We start from the raw sequence: 18285 nt of genomic DNA, 5'->3' as shown, positions 1-18285 counted from the left end.
TTCATCCGTCGCTCCCGAGTTGACTGGCCAGAATGAGCACGCCATCCGCGCGCGCCTGCCCCATCCAACTGGTCCATCCCAGCCGGCACACATTGCGTTGGCCTATATGCAGCGCCCGCACCTCGCCGGGGCGCAGGGCCAGGCGCAGGTCGAAGTCCAGAGGGTCGCGGACGGCGAAACGAACCAGCGCGCACAGCGGCGAGTAGCTTGCGCCGCCAGGTAAAAAGTCATGAAAACGCTGCCAGTCGAGGTCCTGCAGATGCACCCTGAACTTGCCGGCACGATCCACAACCTGCCGCCCAAGGACCAGGTCCTGCCCCAGGCGACTGTTCGCTTGCGCCAATTGGTTGCATTGCCTGGGGGCAATCACCACCTTGCGCTTGACGCATTGCTCGATCATCAGCTGCGAGTGTTTGAAGTAGTAACGCAGCACCGTTTCGATAAGCGCCGCCGAATGGGCGCGCATACCCAGCAAACCCAGGTAGGGCAGCAAGCGATTCCAATCCAGTTGTGTCGCACTGCGTATGGCCCGGCCGCCCAGGCCTATCAGGGCAAACATCTGCTCTGAAAACGAGTCGCTGGCACCCGCTCGAAAGCACACCCGGTAGCGGTACTTGCGCCACAGAGGCAGCATCAGCCGATGCAAACGGTGGTGAAACACATCGAGGAAATCCGCGACAGGATTACCGCCCGCACGCTCGCTCAATGCGTATTCGGCATAGAATGCCGGCAGTGGCGAGTTTGCCCCCACCAGCCCCAATACGTTGAGGCGCATGCGTGCCCGTAGTTGCCCGCGCTCGACAAAAAATGTCACTCGGTCAATGTCGTTGCCGGGAAACCCCAGCCCCGGATTAGCCTGGAACTCCAGGTGCTCATAAAGCGCCTCATCGTCAAGGGCGGGGTGGGCATCGCGTATACGCTCAATGACCTGCGAGACCGCCTGGAACAGCGAATACTCGCGAATGGTCCGGGATAATTCGGTTAAAGCAGGGCTTGCTGGCCCATCCGGGATGGCCATAGATACACCTCTCCTTGTGTGTTGGTGACACGCAGTTCGTGATACGAGTTAAGGCTCGCGTACAGCGCAAAAAACTCGTTGAGGACTGAAGCAAATACAAACAAATCGCCCTCTCCGAGAAAGTGCTGGAGATCGACGATCAGGTCGATTGCCACCCCCCGAATCGGCAAGCCACGATGCAACCGGTCGATGGGGCGCTGGCTTATGGAGCGCAATCCACCCAACCGACGGATGCTGACTTTTTCGGCCTGGCGATCGTGGTAGCGCGGCAAGTCATAGGTTTCGAGCACCACTTTCAGCGCATTGATATCGCTCAGGGACAGGTAGTTGAGCGACATGTTGCTGATCAGCTTCCACAGAAAACCGCTGTCCAGCGGAGGCGCGATGCCAGGGGTGGCGACCGTGATATTGCGAAAGGACAGGAACTCGGGTGTTTGTTCACAGGCTTGGTTGATGTCACCGATCCGCAATTTGCGCGGCAAATCATGGTTGGTACAGGTCAGTTCGACGGACAGGGTTTCCTGCTCCTGGGACTGACGAATGCCAAAGCTCAGGTAAGTATCCAGGCCGGTGTGTTGCACCGAGGGCCGCTGGCGAATGCTGTAGCTCGCCGTCTGCTGATCGTGCTCGAACGACTCGAACGGCACATAGGTCTGGTAGCCCAGGCCACCCGGACGCCATCCCGTGACCTGGTCTACGGAGAACACCCCGCAGTGGCCTGGTGCGTAGTCAGTTCCCTGCAGCAGGTACTCGTCCTGCTTGCCATCCAGTCGGATCGGTACCCCATCGTGTTTGAACAGGTTGACCACCGGCGTGCAAAACAGCTTCACGTTGTCCACTGTGGGGAGCACCTGCTCGGGATTGCGCTGACGCAGCTTGAAGCGCAACTCCAAACCCCGAGCCTGCTTGAGCAGGTCATCCGGCAAGCTTTGCAGCACATCCAGGCCATTGACGTCGACAAACAGGTACTTGTCAGGAAACGCGAAATACTCCTGTAGGTGCCGATACCCGGTGAAGGCATTCGGCGGATAGGGCAGCAGCGCCTCGTCTTGGGAAAAACCGGCGGGCCGAACGCCAGAAGCCGGTAATGGTAACGACAGGACCTGACCGTCGCGCCCCTGCAGGGGTTTGCACTCACCATCGAGCAGCAGCAGCTCAATGCCCTGCAGGTGACGCAGCAGGCTCACGTAAAGCATCTGGCTGACATAGCGCTCCCCGGCAAGATGCAAGCGCAGGTGTTCAAGTGCCAGTTCGCCCACATACCCTTCGGCGGTCATCTCCAGGCGCAGGCTCAGCAAGGCCCCCTTGCCTTGCGCGGAGTAATCCAGCGCTGTGAGTTCAAGTGGCAGCACCTGCGTTACATAACACGTACGAAAACGGCAGCGCTCACCCTCGATCGCCACGCTTTCCACCGGTGTATCGCGCTCGACCGTAATACCGGGCCCTGCGCGCAACAGCGGCGCAAACTGCAACATGCTGAACGCGGGTATTGGTCGCATGTAGTTGGGCCACAACAGGTGCATCAACGAATGGCTGAGCTCCGGCAACTGATCATCGAGTTTCTGTCGCAGGCGGCCCGTCAGGAACGCAAAGCCCTCAAGCAAACGCTCTACATCCGGGTCCCGGCCTCTGTCCCCGAGGAATGGGGCAAGCGCCGGGTTGCGTTCGCAGAAGCGCCGCCCCAATTGCCGCAAGGCATTGAGTTCACTTTGGTAATAGCGGTTAAAGGACACCTGGGGCGACCTCCACGCGTCCACTGCCGGCCAGGCTTGCGCTAAACACCACGTCCTGCATGACCCCGTCGATATTCAGCGCGCCCTGGATATCAAAGGCCAGCGCCAACGGATCGCGACCCTGGGGTAATGCGACGACCCGGACATTGCTCAGGCGCGGCTCGTAGGCCGCGATGAAGCGTTCGATCAGAAAGCGTGCCTGGCTCAGGGACTCGTGCAGGCTCAGGCGCATATCATTCAGGTCCGGCAAACCGTAGTCAGGCAGCGTCTGCACACTGCCTGCCCGGGTGCTGAGCATGTTACCCAAGTGGGTGGCCACCGATGCCGCAACGCAGGCGCGTGGCGTGCGCCCCGCCAACGCAGGCGCAGTACCGGCAAGGCGCTCAAGGAGACCGCTGTACTGACTCATCTCAAGTTCCCGGCTCATTCTTTATCGAGCTTGCCAACCAGGAACAGGGTGAAATCCGCCCCCATGTATTTGAAGTGCGGGCGTACGCTGAGGTTGATGCGATACCAGCCTGGCTCGCCGTCAACATCACTGACAACAATCCGCGCCGCCCGCAATGGACGTCGCCCCCGAACCTCGGCGCTGGGGTTTTCCTGGTCAGCGACGTACTGGCGAATCCACTTGTTGAGTTCCAACTCCAGGTCGGTACGTTCCTTCCACGAACCCAACTGCTCGCGCTGCAACACTTTCAAATAGTGCGCCAGGCGGTTGACGATCATCATGTACGGCAGCTGGGTGCCGAGCCTGTAGTTCAACTCGGCCGCCTTTCCCTCGGCGCTGATCCCGAAACGCTTGGGCTTCTGCACGGAACTGGCGGAAAAGAATGCGGCGTTGTCGCTGCCTTTGCGCATCGTCAGGGCGATGAAACCCTCCTGGGCCAACTCATATTCCCGACGGTCGGAGACCAGCACTTCGGTGGGGATCTTGGTTTCGATTTCACCCATGCTCTGGAAATGATGCAGCGGCAGGTCTTCCACCGTGCCCCCGCTTTGCGGGCCGATGATGTTGGGGCACCAGCGGAAACGGGCAAAGCTGTCAGTCAAGCGCGTGGCGAAGGCATAGGCAGTATTGCCCCAGAGATAATGCTCGTGGCTGCTGACGACATGTTCGTTATAGGCGAAGGTCTTGACCGGAGAATCCACCGGGTCGTAGGGCGTTCGCAGGAGAAAACGTGGCACCGTCAAGGCGACGTAACGGGCATCCTCGCTCTGGCGGAAGCTCTGCCACTTGGCAAATTGTGGCCCTTCGAAGTGGTCCTGCAGGTCCTTCAGGTCTGGCAGGCCGGTAAAGCTCTCCAGGCCGAAAAAGCCAGGCCCGGCAGCGGCTATGAATGGCGCATGGGCCATGCAAGCGACGCTGGAAACATACTGCATCAGCTTGACGTCGGGCGCGCTGGGTGAAAGGAAGTAGTTGGCGATGATCGCGCCCACGGGTTGACCACCGAACTGACCGTATTCGGCGCTGTAGGTGTGTTTGTAGAGCCCCGACTGAACGACCTCCGGTGAGTCTTCGAAATCATCCAGCAGGTCTTGGCGCGAGACGTTCAGCAACTCGATCTTGATGTTTTCGCGAAAGTCAGTGCGATCCACCAGCAACTGCAAGCCGCGCCAGGCCGATTCCAGTGCCTGGAATTCGGGGTGGTGGAGGATTTCGTCCATTTGCCGGCTGAGCTTGGTGTCGATCTCGGCAATCATCCGGTCTACCAGCTGCTTCTTGACTGGCTCCCCGCGGTTCTGTGGCTTGATCAATTCCTCGATAAACGCTGCGACGCCGCGCCTGGCGATGTCGTAGGTTTCATCATCGGCGGTCAGGCGGGTCTGGGCGATGATGTCGTCGAGAATGCTGTATCCGGTATCCAGGGGTGCCGCATAGGCGTTAGGGCTGGAGGTCATGCTATCAGTGTCCTTTTTACTGAGTGGGTCATGCGGCAGGGCTGTTCAGCCCCAGTTCGGCCAGCACCCGCGCGCGGGCTTGGTCATCGGCCAGCGCACTTTCTATGGCCTTGCGAAAACTCGGTGTATTGCCCAGGGGGCCTTTGAGCGCCACCAGCGCCTCACGCAGCGCCATCAGCTTGTGTAATTGCGGAACTTGCTCCACCAGTTGAGCCGGATTGAAATCCTTCATGGCGTTGATGCGCACCTGGATCGCCAACTCGTCGGCTTCGTCCGTTTCCTGCAGCCGATTGGGAACACTCAACGTCAGCATCAAGGCTTGTTTGGCCAGCACCTCGTCCAGGGTGTTCTTATCGATACTGATGGGCTTGCGGTCTTCAACCTTGCGCGTGTCTTCGCGCTGGGTGAAATCACCCACGACCAGCAGCTTCAAAGGCAGCTCTACTTCTTCCTGGGCACCGCCTATGGCCGGTTTGAACGTGATATTGATACGTTCCTTGGGGGCGACCGAACCTTCTTTGGCCATGTTGTTTCTCCTTTGCTTGATGACGGGAAAACCTATTCGAGTACCGCTTCCAGATCGACCTGGCACAGCTTGCGATGGACATCCTCCCTGCGCTCGCGCAGGCCATGGCCCTGGGGCAATACGTCGTAACAGGCGTACAACAGTTGCAATACCTCAAGGGTCAGATCGGGCTCCCAGCGATATAGGCCGGCGTGCTGTAACTCCTGCTCGAGCTGCTCAAGCTGGATCCTGGCCAAGTCGTGCTTGGCACCTTGGATACACAACCGAGCCAGGCCAAGGCGCCAGTAACACCGCGCCCGATCGCCCCGCGCCGCCTGCATGGCACTTTTGTAGGCCTGGACCGCAACTTTCAGCCCCTCCTTGCGCAGCAGCGGAGCAACCACCTGCAAGGCCTCCTCCCATGGCGCCGGACCGGCGCCGCCAGTGTTCCGGACCGGCACCCGTGCTTGCAGGTGGCGGCTGACCTGGGTGTCGATCCATCCGCGGGTGGCGGCATCGGCAAAGGGCGCTCCATCGTGGAAGCGCAACTGGGCGAGCCCGGGTAATCGTTGTAGCAACAGGGCGAACTGAATCTCTGTCTCGACCATTGCCAATTCGGCCTGCTGCGCTTGCAGGCACTCCCAGACCATGCGCACACCGTCAAACCAAAAAGGCGCACTCGCCAGGCTGGCTTCAAGCTCCAGCAGCAGGTCGGCGTAATGCCCTTGAGCAAATCGCTCCTGGTAGCGCTTGAGCTTGTCGGGCACCAGCCCGCGCAAGGGCGTTATCTGATCGCTGTTGCTATCGGGAAGACCGGTGATGCCCAGCCACGCCAGCGTGCGGTTGAGGCGCAAGGCCCGCAGGTCGGTGGCGTTCTGGCGCAGCCACCAGGCACACAGGGGGCGAGCGTTGTCTTGCAGTGCGCGCAGGAGCTTGTGTACGTCTTTTTCGTTGTTCACCACAGGCTCAGGCGCCAGCAGTTGAGTCGCCGCCTGCTTGACCTGGGCAACCACCGCGCTTACCCCGGACTGTGGCGCAGCGCTCTCCTGGGCTCGTTGCAGCTTGTCCGCGAGATGCCTGCGGGCTGCCAGCAGCAACGGAGCGTCGTCCCCCAGGTGCCCAACCCATAGCTCGTCAAGACACGCCAAATGCCCAGCCATGCACTGGAACAGGGAGCGTTGCTCTCTGAGGGCAACGCTCTGCGCCAGTACCGGCTCGATGCGCTGCATCAACCAGCCAAAGGCCGCGATGCGAGTCCGCTGCTTGATGGGGTGTACCGTCGCCCAGTGGTGTTCACAGAGGTAGCGCAACATGCCAAGCCCAGCCAACAGGCCAGGAAAGGACTCACACCGATACAGGGCCCACGTCAGCCAGGCAACGACCCGCAGATCCTTGGACTCGTGACGCAACAACGCCTCGCTTTTGTCCATGACCTGCTGCCAGTCGGGCTGGTTGTTGCCATGGATCAACCGGGCCTTGTCCAACTCGCTTTCCAGCGCTTCGTACGCTGGCGAATAACGGACGTCCGACCCTGCAAAACAGGCAATGGAGATCGGTGAGCGGGCAACTTCCAAGTAATGCGCAGAAAGTTTGTCTGAGTAAACCATGATGGGCTGCACTGTGCTGATCAATGCTGAATTAAAGTATGGCAAACAGCTATTAAGCGCCGAGACATACTTGCTGAATTCCATTTTCACGCTGGGACAAGTGCAAAAAATAGCAGCCATATTTTATTGGACAAGCCACTAAGGCGTAGTTAAGTAGAATCCTACAAAGATAATAAAATCTCGCAACTTTGTAAGCGCACGTAATCGATGCTCCTGCCACACCAAGAGGTTTCCAGCCTTAGCGAGGCTCATACAGCTTGCAGGGATGCGCAAAAAACTGCGCACTCTTTTCAATCAACTCACCTTGAAAGCAAACATTCACCTTTCAATATCGTGACGTGCCCAACAGTGCAAATATCTGCGCACTATTGCGCAAAGAAAACCAACTTATAAACCAGAAATCATACCGCCCATGCACCGTTACGGCCCCTCCCCCAAGAAACGCCCTTATTTTATTAGGCCAACTATTATCCGGCACACTTCTTGTTAGCGAGTAGTAGCGCCCTGTGGCGCCAACTTATCTATCAGGCAAGGAAACCAATTATGCCAACACCCGCATACCTCTCGATCACCGGTACCAAGCAAGGTTTGATCACGGCAGGCACGTTCACCCAGGATTCGGTAGGCAATATCTATCAGGAAGGCCACGAGGACCAGATCCTGGTCGAGGCCTTCCAGCATCAGGTCATCATTCCCCGTGATCCGCAGTCGGGCCAACCCACCGGCCAGCGTGTACATAAGCCGCTGATGATCAGCAAGGTATTCGATAAATCTTCACCGTTGCTGTTCAGCGCACTGACGTCGGGGGAAATGGTCAAGTGCCGCCTGGAGTGGTATCGCACCTCCTCCGCCGGCACCCAGGAGCATTACTTCACCATCGAGTTGGAGGACGCGATCATCGTCGACATCCAGTCGCGGATGCCCAACTGCCAGGACCCGGGAAATGCACACTTCACCCACCTTGAAGATGTGCACTTTACCTACCGCAAAATCGTCTGGACCCATGAGGTCTCGGGCACGTCCGGCTCTGACGACTGGCGCAGCCCGGTAGCGGGTTGAAACCGGCCACAGGTGAGGCGGTAGCGCGGCACGCGCGCCCGCCTCAGTAGGGCTTCAGACCATTGCCAGCGGATGCTTGCGTATCGGCGCACCGAATACTCGGTCGATAGCGTCAAGGTCGTGTTCGTCGAGAACCAGCCTGGCCGCGGCGGCATTGAGGCGCACGTGTTCGGGGGTGACGGCCTTGGGGATGGCGATGACACCGGTCTGCCGCAAGACCCACGCCAGCGCAACCTGGGCCGGTGTGACTTGATGTCGACGGGCGATCTGCTTGAGGGTGGGGCTGGCCAACAGTTCCCCACCCTGGGCGATTGGGCAGTAAGCCATCAACGGCAGGTGATGCTGTTGCCACCAGGGCAACAGGTCGAATTCAATGCCGCGCTGTTCGATGTTGTAGAGCACCTGATTGGTGGCGCAGGCGGGTGATGCCAGCTCCTGGAGGTCTGATACGTCGAAGTTGGAAACGCCCCAGCGCCCAATCTTGCCGGCCTCCCGCAGTCGTTCAAAGGCTTCAACCGTTTCGGCAAGCGGGTGTTGCCCACGCCAGTGCAGGAGATACAGATCGATATGATCGGTGCCCAAGCGTTTGAGGCTGGCCTCACAGGCACGGGGAACTCCCGCTTTGCTGGCGTTATGCGGGTAGACCTTGCTGACCAGGAATACCTGCTCCCGACGCCCTTGGATCGCCTGCCCGACCACTTCTTCAGCACCGCCTTCGCCGTACATCTCGGCGGTGTCGATCAGGGTCATGCCTTCGTCAATGCCCAATTGCAGCGCAGTCACTTGCGCTGTACGCCGTCCAGGGTCTTCACCCATACGCCAGGTGCCTTGGCCGATGACCGGGACTGGGGTACCCGCCAGATCGATGGTGCGCATGCCAACCTCCAGATAAGTGTGCGTTCCCCTAATGTGGCACTGGCCGGGCAATAGGGTTCAATGCAATTGCGCGGCCCGGCGTGGCCCTCATCCCACGCTGCGGAATGCGCTGGGACTGAGCCCCGTCCAGCGCTTGAACGCCCGGCGAAAGCTGCGCACATCACTGTAGCCCACCTCTTGGGTAATGCGTTCGATGGACAGGCTCGGGTTGCCCAGCAGCCCCATGCACCGGGCGCGACGCACCTGTTCCAGCAAGGCTTCGAAGGTCAGCCCATGCTCGGTCAGACGCCGGCGCAGGGTGCGGCCGCTCATGTTCAGGTCACTGGCGACCTTCTCCAGTTGGCTGCCCTGCAAGTCGCGGGAAATAGCGCGTTCCACCGCCTGGATGAGGTCCATTTTCCGGTGTAGTTGGGCACTTTCCAGCTCCAGCAGGCCAAGGGCCTGGCGCAATGCCAAGGCGTGGTGATTCGGCAGCGGCACGTCGAGCCACTGGGCCTCCAGGACCATGCGGTTGTGCAGGCAGCCAAAGCGCACATCGTCACCGAACAAACGCTGGTACTCGGCGGCATACGCCGGTGGCGCGTGCATGAACTCCATGCGCAGTGGCTTGAATTCACTGCCCACCAAGGTCCGCCCGTAGATCATGAGGCTTGCAAAAAACTCCTCGGCGGCAAATACCTGGACCTCGGCAAAGGGCAGCAGGCACTCGACATCGACCATGACCTGCTGGACGCCTTCGTGGATACGCGAGGTGGCGATGCCGCCGGAGGTGTGTTGGTGGCGCTCGCCCACGGCAAAGGCATCGCGCAGGGTCTTGCACAGTGAGATGACATGCCCGAGCAGGCCCAGGGTGCCCAGCACATTCTGATTGCCGACACACAGGCCCAGCCCCTGGTCTGGCAGGACTTTAAGTGCCCGCTGGATCATCGCCACGGCCTGGCGGTAGGAAATGCGCAGCGCCGGGTCATCCAGGTCTGCCAGGGTAAACCCCAGGCCACGGCACAGATGCTCGGCATTGGCGCCCTTCTGCGCCGCAACCTGCCCCAGGGTTTGCAGGAGAAAAGGCGAGACCAGCGCCAGTTCGTAGTGTGGATCAACGGTTTTGCTGTGCATGGATCTGCGATTCCCGACTCTATGCCCGGTTATTGTTTTAGAAACATCCTGACAATCATAGGTGCTTGCAAGGCTTGCCGCACTCTGAATGAACGCTGTCCGGCAAAGCCCCCCTATGTGGCCGCCAATACCCTGCCCTGCGGGGCGTCGAGGGCTTATTTCTATGGGCAAGGCTCCGATGAGGGCCGACGGTGCATTCATCCAACAATAATAATGAGCCCAGACATGAACCCGACCCGCGCGCTTGCCCCCCTGCCCCTTGCCCTGGCCCTTCTCAGCCTGCCGACCCTGGCCACCGAGGGCGGTGTGGACAATATCGGCCCCGGTACCGATGGCTTTTACATCCTGCCGCTGGATGTGGATCACCTGCCGGACCACATGTTCGCCTTCAACCTTTACTACAACCACTATGAAGCCACGAAGCTGGATATCAGTTCCCTCGGGGGCAAGGTGCCACAGGTGAAGATCCGCTCGGATGCAATTATCCCGCGCCTGGATTACCTGAGCCCGTTGCGGGTGTTTGGCGGGCGGTTGGGTGGCTATATCGCCCAGCCCTACCTCAAGCAACAAGTGGCCCTGTTTGGCATGTCTGACCAACGTGAAAGCATGGGCGACACCACTATCGCGCCGATTATCCTGTGGGACCTGGGCAAGAATCTGACCCTGGGCGCCGCGGTAGAAATCACCGTACCTACCGGTGAATACGACGCTTCGCGGCTGGCCAACACCAGCAATAATTTCTACACCTACAAGCCGCTGGTGTCAGTGACATGGTTGCCTGACGAGCGCACTGAGCTGTCGATCAAGACCACCTACAGTTTCAACCAGGAAAACCACGCTACGGACTACCGCTCGGGGCAGATTTTCCACTTCGATTACTCGGCCAGCTACAAAGTGACCGACAACCTGAGCCTGGGCATCAATGGCTACTACCTCAAGCAGACGACTGACGATAAGCAGTACGGACGCACCGTGACCAATATCTATGGCGAAGAAGTCAACGACGGTGTGCGTGGCCAGGTGTTTGCGATTGGGCCGGCGGTGTACTTCACCTTTCTCGAGTACGCCAGCGCAGAGGTGCGTTGGGCCAAGGAGTTTGATGTCGAGAACCGGCCGCAAGGCGATATGTTGTGGGCCAAGCTGACAATTCCGTTTGCCTTGTAGCAATCACCCGTGGCTAGGGGGCTTGCCCCCTAGCCACAACAAGGCCTTCACCACCGTCGGTGCCTACATAGGGACGCGGCATTTCATCCGGTGTAAACCGGCCAGCTGTCGACTATTTTGCCGCCGCGCACCGCCAGCAGATCGCCAAACTGCAAGAGTACCGACTCGGTCTGGGCCGGGCGCAGGAACACCTGGTCGTCGATGTTCAAGCCAACCCCAGGCGAACCGTTGACCATCTCCTGGTTGGAGCTACGGCCATACAAGCCATTGCTTTGCAGCCCCGCAGGCGACTCGAAATCGGCCATCCAGTTGCCGCCATAGATAAAAAACGTGGCGCGTTGGTTGCGATCCCACCACGACAGCAACCGGGACTTGTCGTCCAGCGCCGGGATGTTGACCGCACCGGTGCTTTTGAGGACGGGCGTGGCGATGTAGGCCGCCGGGACATGCTCACTCAAGGAAGGCAGATCGTAATGCGTAGGCTTGAGCAGCGCCGTGCCTACCGAGACTTCGCTGCTCAACTGTTCCTGCTCATGCATCCGGTAGCTGGGGCTGCCAGCGGTATTGAGTGTCAGGTCATCACGCCACAGCGTCGCAAACTGCTGGCGGCTGAAGTCGACAAAACCGTTGTAACGTTGCATGACCTTTTCGAACAGCGCCTGGGGCGATCCGAGAATGCCCGGCACGCCCATGCCGACAAATGGGTCGTAGCCCATGAAGCCGGCAAACTCCAGGTGCTGCGGATGCGCGCGGATCAACCCCAGCATTTGCCCCAGCACCGCGTTGTCACTGATACCGCCGCGATGCAGGCCCACATCCAGTTCGATATTGATCCGCAGCCGCGTGCCCAGGCCCTGGGCCAGCGCCAGGTATTGTTGCAGGCGCTGTGGCGTGTCCAGCAACCACTGCAATTGCCGGGCGGGATCGAATGCCCCTTGGTGGTGTTGATAGAACAGATCGGCCGAACGTACCGGCAACGGCTTGCCCAGCAGGATATCGGCGTCGGGAAACACCTGGGCGTCGTGGTTGAGAAAGGGTTGGTGAAACGACATCAAGCGGCGGGTACCCGCGCGCTTGGCGATGTAGGCCAAGAGCCCCGGTGCTGGCAGGGATTTCTCCACTAGCCGCAGGTGCTTGGCGCCGCGTTGCACCGATTGCATGACGATGTCGATGTTGTGATCCAGGCGATCCAGGTCTATCAGCAGCACCGGCCGCATGGGCCCATGGGCCTTGAGCTGCTGGTTCAACTGGCGAAAATACTCGCTGTACGGCGACCCTCGGTCAGCCGGACGCAGCAGCGCCGCGCCCGCCACCAGTAAGGCGCCGGCGCCCAGGGTACCGGCCATGAAGTGTCTGCGATTCATCAGGCGACTCCCAGGATGGATGACAGGTGTGCATTAAGGAATTTGCCGCTGGGGTCGAGGGCCTGGCGCACTCGCGCGAACTCATTCCAGCGCGGGTACAGGGCCTGCAAGGTGCGGGCATTGAGGGTGTGCAATTTGCCCCAATGGGGCCGCCCGGCGTATTTCCAGAAGATCGGCTCGACGGCCGCGAAGAAGTTGTGGTGGTCCATGGTGTAGTGCTGGTGCACCGAGATCGAACAGCTGTCGCGACCTTCAAACATGCTCAGGGGAATATCATCGGCCTTGACGTAGCGGTACTCGATGGGAAACCAGGTGCGCAGGTCCTTGTCGCGGATCAGCTTGAGGATTTCCCGCAGGCAGGCCGGGCCATGCTCGGCGGGCACCGAATACTCCATCTCGTTGAAACGCACGTTGCGTACGTTGGCGTAGATTTCGAATGACTCGGCCACCCGGTCCTGGAAACTGGCGAAATAACGCAGGCTGTTGAGCAGCGTGCGGCGTGCCTGGGGAAAGTCGCTGGCGTATTTGTCGAGGTTTTCGATGATCGACACAAACTCATTGCCGCCCGCCTCTGCCGGATCGATCGGTGGGGTCGGAGCGTCGGTGGTCTCGTTGAGAGCGATGGACAAGGCGTAGTCCGAATGTGTTACCACCAGCATCTCCCAATGCTGGTTTTCCCGGGTGTTTTTCGCCACATCCTCCAGCAGTTCTTCGGTGCGAGCGATCCATTGGCGCTCCCGCAGGCGGTAAGGCGTGCGGTTTTGCAGGCGCACGCGGGTGGTCACGCCCAGCGCGCCCAGTGACACCCTCGCGGCACTGAACACCTCGCGCTCACGGTTGGCGTCGCAGTCCAGCACTTCGCCCTGGGCCGTCACCAGTTGCAGGCCGGTGACACCGGCGGAATACGAGGAAAACCCGACGCCAGTGCCATGGGTCGAGGTGCTAATGGCCCCCGCCAGCGTCTGGTAGTCGATGTCTGCCATGTTCGGCAACGCCTGGCCAACCGCCTTGAGCGCTGGCCCCATGCGTGACATGGGTGTGCCAGCCGCGAAGGTGGCTTGCAGGGTGCTGGCGTCGTGGTCGAGCAAGCCGTTGAAAAAGCTCAGCGAGAGTAATGTGCCATCAGTCGGCACCAAGGCACTGAACGAGTGACCCGAGCCCACTGGACGGATCTTGCCCGGCGCCTGGCGAATGGCCTTTACCAACTCCCCCAGGTCCTTGGGTGCCAGCCGCTCAAGGGGCAGGCAGCTTTGTGCCCCCGACCAGTTACGCCAGGGGATCAAGCGCGGTGCCCGGGCCAATTGGGCCAGCGCCGGGTTACTGCTCATCGCCAGGAATGCACCGGCCACCGCCGAGCGCTGCAACAGTTGCCTGCGTGAAAGCACCATCACCTACCCCATTGTTGTTATTGGATATGAATACCGGCCATGAAACCGATCAGCCCCAGAAACTGCTCTTCGGAGCACTGCATGCACAGGCCCATCGGCGGCATGCCGTTGTAGCCGTTGAGGGTATGGTCCAACAGCGTATCCGCGCCCTGGGCGACACGCGGGCTCCAGGCCTGGCTATCGCCGGTCAGCGGCGCGCCGGATGCCGGGTTGGCGTGGCAGAGTTTGCAACTGCTGTCGTAAAGCTGGGCCAGGGTCGGATCGGTGGGTACGGCGTTGCGCGCCGTAGTCTGTTGCGGTTTGTCGTCACAGGCTGACAGCAGGCCAAGCAAGACCAGCAGCAAACCGATGCGACAGGAGGTCGTAGACCACATAGCCACCCTCTCTTTTTAGGTATGAACAGCTGGGTTCACACTAAGTCAGTGGCGGCGCGGTGTTGAGGGTATTGGCGGACATAAAGGGGGCTTGGGCGGACAGGGTTGGGCGACCGGCGAAGCCGGCGCCCGTAACAGCCGGCTTAGAAAGCCAGGCCGACCTTGAAGCCGTACTCATCGCGCTTGAGCTTGGTGTTATCGGCCACTTCCGAATCCGCATCGAGCTTGTACTCGGTGCGGGTGTAGTACAGGCCAGCCATCACTGGCAGGTCGCCATTCTGGTTCATCAGCAGGCTGACTTCGGCGTAAGGGTTGGTGCGGTCCTTGAGGTCCACGGTGTCGCTGCCAATGCCGTCGACCTTGAGCTTGGCGCGGCCGTCGAGGGTGTGGCGGGCGCCGACTTCGACGCGCATGGTCATGCTGTCGAACTGATGGTTGTACCCCACCGCGGCCTTGGCAAACGGCGACTTGCTGGTGAGTTTCATGTCGTAGTCGTCGGAGTCTGGTTCATAGCGAGTCCAGCTATAACCACCACCGACCAGCACATCGACAAAGTTGCGTGCATCCAGCGCAGCACGCCAACCCAGGTCGAGGTCAGCCTGGCCTTCCTTGAGCTTGTTGTCGCTTTTCTTGCCGAACTTGGCGTCTACACCGGCCTGGTAGATAAAGCCGGATTCGGCGGTCAGCTTGTTGCCGAAGTTATAGAACACGCCGGCTTCGGGCATGTGGTCCTTTTCGCTTTCGCTGCCGCCTTCAAGCTTGAAGTCGTTGTAGGCGCCCAGGATACCGAAGGTGGAAATCGGGTCGGTGGACGGTGCAGCGAAGACCACGGCCGGCGCAGCAACCAAGGCCAGGATCGAAGAATTCTTGAGGATTTTTCCGAATAGTTTGGACATCGTCTTACATCTCCATTTTAGGGTGGGCAAATTATTCAGGAACCGGTTCGAACCCCCTGCGGCGCGAAAGGTTCGAATTAATTTGCCTTGATTTGGAGGTAAAACGCTTCAGCGAAGGCTCTGGATCAAGCCTCTTTGAGCGGGCCCATCACGTATCGGCCAATAACTGCGCCAGTTTCGGGCGTAGCTGTGGGTGTTCGGGCAGGCGCAAACCGAACGCCTCTTGCAGCACGGCCAACAGTTCGTCGACATCGGTGATCCGACGTTTCTCACTGTCCCGGCCCAGGTGATGCACGGCGTAGTGGGCATTGTTCAAGGTACGCCGCAGCCCCGGTCCGATAAGGGCCACTTTCAACTGCCCGAGGAACGGCGAGTCGGGGTGAGTGGATACGTACCAGTTGCCGATTTCGTAGTCGAAGTGCGACTGCGGCTGCAGGTCAAACACGTATAGCCCGCGCCATTCCTCGCCAACCTGGGCCCGTAAGGTGTAGCTGCCGGCATTCGAGGTCAGTCGATAGGGTTCATGGGCGGTGGCCTGGGGCGCCTGATCGTCCAGGCGCAAGGGGCTGGTCGGCACCATGCCACCAAAGCCGACATCGGTGATGTAGCGTTCACCGTCCAGGGTCACCAGGCTCAGGCGATGCGTGCGGGCGGTCAACGCATCGGGTGGCCCGCCCATCACCACGCGGCCAGTGATACCCCGTGCGTCGAAACCCAGTTCTTGCAGCAACGCCAGGAACATCTGGTTGAGCTCGTAGCAGTAGCCACCTCGCCCCTCCAGCAGGACTTTTTTTTCGACGCTGGCCAGATCAATGGGGACCGGCACCTGCAAAAAGGTGCAAAGGCTTTCGAAAACGAAGGTACTGACATGGCGCAATTGCAACTGGGCCAAGGTCTCCAAGGTGGGCGCAGGCGGTGTGTCATACCCCAGGCGTTGCAGGTACAGGCTGCTGTGAGACAGGCTCGGTGAATCCTGGTGCATGGCGCATTCCTTGGGCGTAGAGCGAAGGTTTCACTAATACCTGTAACCGGTGCCGCTGCCAATACTGATCTGTAGCAAGAGGTCGGCGTGTCACACCACAAACTTTCTGAACCTTTCTGAACCTAATTGCATCAACTCCATATCAAAACAGGGAGGCAATATGGGCACGGCAACGATCTACACCATCCATTACAGGCTGCACGGCGAACCCAAGTCCTTTGTGGTGCGGGCGGAGGTGATGAACAACGCCGAAGCATGGCATTGGGCCAGCTGTGATGCTGGGGTGGCCCACGTCGGGCGCATTGGCCGTCAGGGCCATGAACGCACCAAGAAAACCACCCGGCCATGGGCGGAGAAATACGGCATCACCGAAGTTACCTGGATCGCACCCCAGCGCCTGTAGTCGCTGGGTGCTTGGCAAGGGGCTGGCGAAGACGCCGTATCGCCCCTCGACACGGGCCGCTATGGTTTTAGATTGCCCAAAGGATCATAAGCCGGCTGTTTGCCGGCTTTGTGTTTCTTGTCCAACGGGGCAATGGCCGGGCCGACCGGGTCTACCTGCGGGTCGGCCAGATCCGGGGAGTCCGGGTCAAAACCCAAGTCGTGCTGATCACTGGCATGTTCCGACGAGTGCGGGCCATCAGGCTTTTTCGATTGTTCAGTCACAGTCATCTCCTTCGCCTTGCTTACGATGCATACAGCTATTAGAGAAAACCCTGGCCGCCATCGTTCAACTTTCTCACGCCCGCCTACAAACCGTGAGAAGATGCCGCGCCGCGCAATACCCCTACTTAGCTCATGGAGACTGCATCCCGCATGTTTGAGATCAAACCCGTCGATCCGCAAACCTATCGCCAGCAGACCCGCCGCAGTACGTTGATCGTCGCGGTGATCTTCGTCGCCCTGGCCATGCTGCTGTCGAGCCTGGCCGTGATGCTGTTTGGCGAGCCCGGTGGTGACAACTTCCGCTTCAATATCGGTGGCGTGGTGGCTGGGGTGGTGCTGACCATTGCCTTGGTCCGGGGCCCGCTCTGGTCGCAGGCGTGGCTGGCGCCGGCGGTCTATGGCTGGCAGCTCAAGCGCAACCTGATGCGGGTGACCAACGTGATGCACAAGGTGACCGAGCGGGTACAGGCCAACGATCCGACGGCGCTCAAATTGCTGCGGTTCTATCACTTGGGGCTGACGCAGATGCACGAGCTGGACGCCAATTCCAGCGCACAGGCGCAGTTGGTCGGGGAGATCGAAAAGCATAAGGCGCACATGAAGGCGCTGGGGATCAAGGCCGAACAAACACGCCTGGATCCAGCGTGGCTGAAGGCCATGAAGGACAAGTGACCTTGTAGGAGCCCGCAAGCGGGCTCCTACAAGGGGTCAGGCGGGGAAGATCGCGCCAAGGTCCAGGTGCCCGTCCTTGAGCGGCGGGCACCAGTAGTAGCCACCGGTCAACGGCGTGCTGATGCGGTACAGGCCATCGACAACCCCGTCTTCCAGGCCGCTCATGCGGCGTAACTGGGCCTCAAAGGCATCGAAGGAGTGGCCGAACGCGAGGAACATCAACCCCGCCTGGCCATTTTCGGCCCAGGGCATGGAGCGGCGCACCACAAAGGCTTCGGGGGTGAAGCTCTCCTGGGCGGTGCGCTTGACGTGGGCGGACTCGGGGGCGTCGTCCAGTTCTTCGTTATCGCCATGACGACGACCGATGATGTGGTCGCGCTCCTGGGCCGGCAAGGCGGCGAAACCATCCAGGTCGTGCTGCCATTGCTGGATCGCGGCAAAGCTGGCGCCGCTACCGGCGACGGCGGCCTCGACGGCGGCGTCGTCGTGGGGGTTTTCGGTGCCGTCTTCGTAGTCGGTCAGGTCAAAACCAGTCTTGTAGCGGAAACCTTCAGTCATCTGCACCAGGCGAAACGCCGGTGCCAGGGCTTTCTCAAAGGCCCGGCTACGCAGGAGCAATTCACCCCGGTCTTCGCCATGCAGCCAGCACCACAACGCCTGCTGCGTGGACGGGTTGTGGGCACCAGGCCCCGAGATCTGCGGGAAACTGCGCAACCCTTCGATCTGTGCGCCAAGGGCCTTGACCAGCGGTTCACCCAACCCCACCACCACTGCCGAGTCGACCAACTGCACCAGCGCGTCGAGCGCTGCCGGCACGGCGTCAATGGACTCGATGGCAAAAAACAGATGGCGTGCCTGCAATGGCACCGGTGCGGCAAGAATGCCCGGCTGGTACTGACTCATATGAACTCCTTCAAGAAAGCCGCGTAGTTTACCCGGCACAGCCCCACTGTGCGTAGGGAAATGCGC

19 protein-coding genes are annotated in these 18285 nt (G+C 60.1%); 4 read left to right on the top strand and 15 right to left on the bottom strand.

The window, feature by feature from the left end; all coding sequences use genetic code 11:
• Position 1 precedes the first annotated feature (1 nt).
• The 6 genes from tssG to tssA are packed head-to-tail and all read right to left on the bottom strand — an operon-like array spanning position 2 to position 6762.
• A complete protein-coding gene (tssG, locus tag HKK57_RS22085) occupies positions 2-1018 on the bottom strand; it encodes a type VI secretion system baseplate subunit TssG (protein WP_169390774.1) in 1017 nt (338 codons plus the stop codon).
• On the bottom strand, positions 982-2751 hold the full coding sequence (gene tssF, locus HKK57_RS22080) for a type VI secretion system baseplate subunit TssF (RefSeq protein ID WP_169390773.1): 1770 nt from the start codon (positions 2749-2751) through the stop codon (positions 982-984). The genes tssG and tssF overlap by 37 nt, the downstream gene beginning before the upstream one ends.
• Entirely contained in the window at positions 2741-3160 is a 420-nt protein-coding gene (gene tssE, locus HKK57_RS22075) for a type VI secretion system baseplate subunit TssE (protein WP_104912489.1), read from the bottom strand. The genes tssF and tssE overlap by 11 nt, the downstream gene beginning before the upstream one ends.
• 14 nt (positions 3161-3174) lie before the next feature.
• The gene (tssC, locus tag HKK57_RS22070; RefSeq protein WP_029291196.1) at positions 3175-4650 is read right to left on the bottom strand and encodes a type VI secretion system contractile sheath large subunit; all 1476 of its coding nucleotides are present in this window, start codon (positions 4648-4650) and stop codon (positions 3175-3177) included.
• Positions 4651-4678: 28 nt separating this feature from the next.
• The gene (gene tssB / locus HKK57_RS22065) at positions 4679-5176 is read right to left on the bottom strand and encodes a type VI secretion system contractile sheath small subunit (RefSeq protein ID WP_029291194.1); all 498 of its coding nucleotides are present in this window, start codon (positions 5174-5176) and stop codon (positions 4679-4681) included.
• A 32-nt stretch (positions 5177-5208) separates the two neighbouring features.
• Positions 5209-6762: a type VI secretion system protein TssA gene (gene tssA, locus HKK57_RS22060; protein WP_169390772.1), complete on the bottom strand. Its 1554-nt coding sequence runs from the start codon at positions 6760-6762 to the stop codon at positions 5209-5211.
• A gap of 543 nt (positions 6763-7305) precedes the next feature.
• Here tssA and HKK57_RS22055 point away from each other — a divergent pair.
• Positions 7306-7821: an Hcp family type VI secretion system effector gene (locus HKK57_RS22055; RefSeq protein ID WP_029291189.1), complete on the top strand. Its 516-nt coding sequence runs from the start codon at positions 7306-7308 to the stop codon at positions 7819-7821.
• Positions 7822-7875: 54 nt separating this feature from the next.
• On the opposite strand, the gene HKK57_RS22050 is transcribed toward HKK57_RS22055, so the two are convergent.
• Entirely contained in the window at positions 7876-8697 is an 822-nt protein-coding gene (locus HKK57_RS22050; RefSeq protein ID WP_104912491.1) for an aldo/keto reductase, read from the bottom strand.
• An 87-nt stretch (positions 8698-8784) separates the two neighbouring features.
• Entirely contained in the window at positions 8785-9810 is a 1026-nt protein-coding gene (locus HKK57_RS22045; RefSeq protein WP_104912492.1) for an AraC family transcriptional regulator, read from the bottom strand.
• A 225-nt stretch (positions 9811-10035) separates the two neighbouring features.
• Between HKK57_RS22045 and HKK57_RS22040 the strand changes: the two genes are divergently transcribed.
• Positions 10036-10974 carry a SphA family protein gene (locus HKK57_RS22040; RefSeq protein ID WP_092237133.1) on the top strand — a complete coding sequence of 313 codons (939 nt, stop codon included), beginning with the start codon at positions 10036-10038 and terminating at the stop codon, positions 10972-10974.
• Positions 10975-11057: 83 nt separating this feature from the next.
• On the opposite strand, the gene HKK57_RS22035 is transcribed toward HKK57_RS22040, so the two are convergent.
• The 5 genes from HKK57_RS22035 to HKK57_RS22015 all read right to left on the bottom strand — a co-directional run bounded on the left by HKK57_RS22035 (position 11058) and on the right by HKK57_RS22015 (position 15978).
• The gene (locus HKK57_RS22035; RefSeq protein WP_169391233.1) at positions 11058-12269 is read right to left on the bottom strand and encodes a DSD1 family PLP-dependent enzyme; all 1212 of its coding nucleotides are present in this window, start codon (positions 12267-12269) and stop codon (positions 11058-11060) included.
• A gap of 68 nt (positions 12270-12337) precedes the next feature.
• A complete protein-coding gene (locus tag HKK57_RS22030; RefSeq protein WP_169391232.1) occupies positions 12338-13666 on the bottom strand; it encodes a D-arabinono-1,4-lactone oxidase in 1329 nt (442 codons plus the stop codon).
• Positions 13667-13743: 77 nt separating this feature from the next.
• A complete protein-coding gene (locus HKK57_RS22025; RefSeq protein ID WP_029291174.1) occupies positions 13744-14100 on the bottom strand; it encodes a c-type cytochrome in 357 nt (118 codons plus the stop codon).
• Positions 14101-14243: 143 nt separating this feature from the next.
• Positions 14244-14996 (bottom strand): outer membrane beta-barrel protein, encoded by a 753-nt coding sequence (locus HKK57_RS22020; RefSeq protein WP_029291171.1) that lies wholly within the window; start codon positions 14994-14996, stop codon positions 14244-14246.
• 148 nt (positions 14997-15144) lie between these two features.
• On the bottom strand, positions 15145-15978 hold the full coding sequence (locus HKK57_RS22015) for an arylamine N-acetyltransferase family protein (protein ID WP_169390771.1): 834 nt from the start codon (positions 15976-15978) through the stop codon (positions 15145-15147).
• A 160-nt stretch (positions 15979-16138) separates the two neighbouring features.
• On the opposite strand from HKK57_RS22015, the gene HKK57_RS22010 reads away from it, so the two are divergent.
• Positions 16139-16381, top strand: a complete 243-nt coding sequence (locus HKK57_RS22010) for a DUF6555 family protein (protein ID WP_029291166.1) — start codon at positions 16139-16141, stop codon at positions 16379-16381.
• A gap of 59 nt (positions 16382-16440) precedes the next feature.
• On the opposite strand, the gene HKK57_RS22005 is transcribed toward HKK57_RS22010, so the two are convergent.
• Positions 16441-16650 (bottom strand): DUF6021 family protein, encoded by a 210-nt coding sequence (locus HKK57_RS22005; RefSeq protein WP_029291164.1) that lies wholly within the window; start codon positions 16648-16650, stop codon positions 16441-16443.
• A 144-nt stretch (positions 16651-16794) separates the two neighbouring features.
• Between HKK57_RS22005 and HKK57_RS22000 the strand changes: the two genes are divergently transcribed.
• On the top strand, positions 16795-17316 hold the full coding sequence (locus tag HKK57_RS22000; RefSeq protein WP_169390770.1) for a DUF3087 domain-containing protein: 522 nt from the start codon (positions 16795-16797) through the stop codon (positions 17314-17316).
• 36 nt (positions 17317-17352) lie between these two features.
• On the opposite strand, the gene HKK57_RS21995 is transcribed toward HKK57_RS22000, so the two are convergent.
• Positions 17353-18219 (bottom strand): Dyp-type peroxidase, encoded by an 867-nt coding sequence (locus tag HKK57_RS21995; protein ID WP_169390769.1) that lies wholly within the window; start codon positions 18217-18219, stop codon positions 17353-17355.
• Positions 18220-18285: the final 66 nt, after the last annotated feature.

This window comes from Pseudomonas sp. ADAK21 (assembly GCF_012935735.1).
In the GTDB taxonomy this organism is placed as follows: domain Bacteria; phylum Pseudomonadota; class Gammaproteobacteria; order Pseudomonadales; family Pseudomonadaceae; genus Aquipseudomonas; species Aquipseudomonas proteolytica.
The sequence above is the reverse complement of the archived record's forward strand: the minus strand, read 5'-3'. Positions and strand labels throughout refer to the sequence as shown.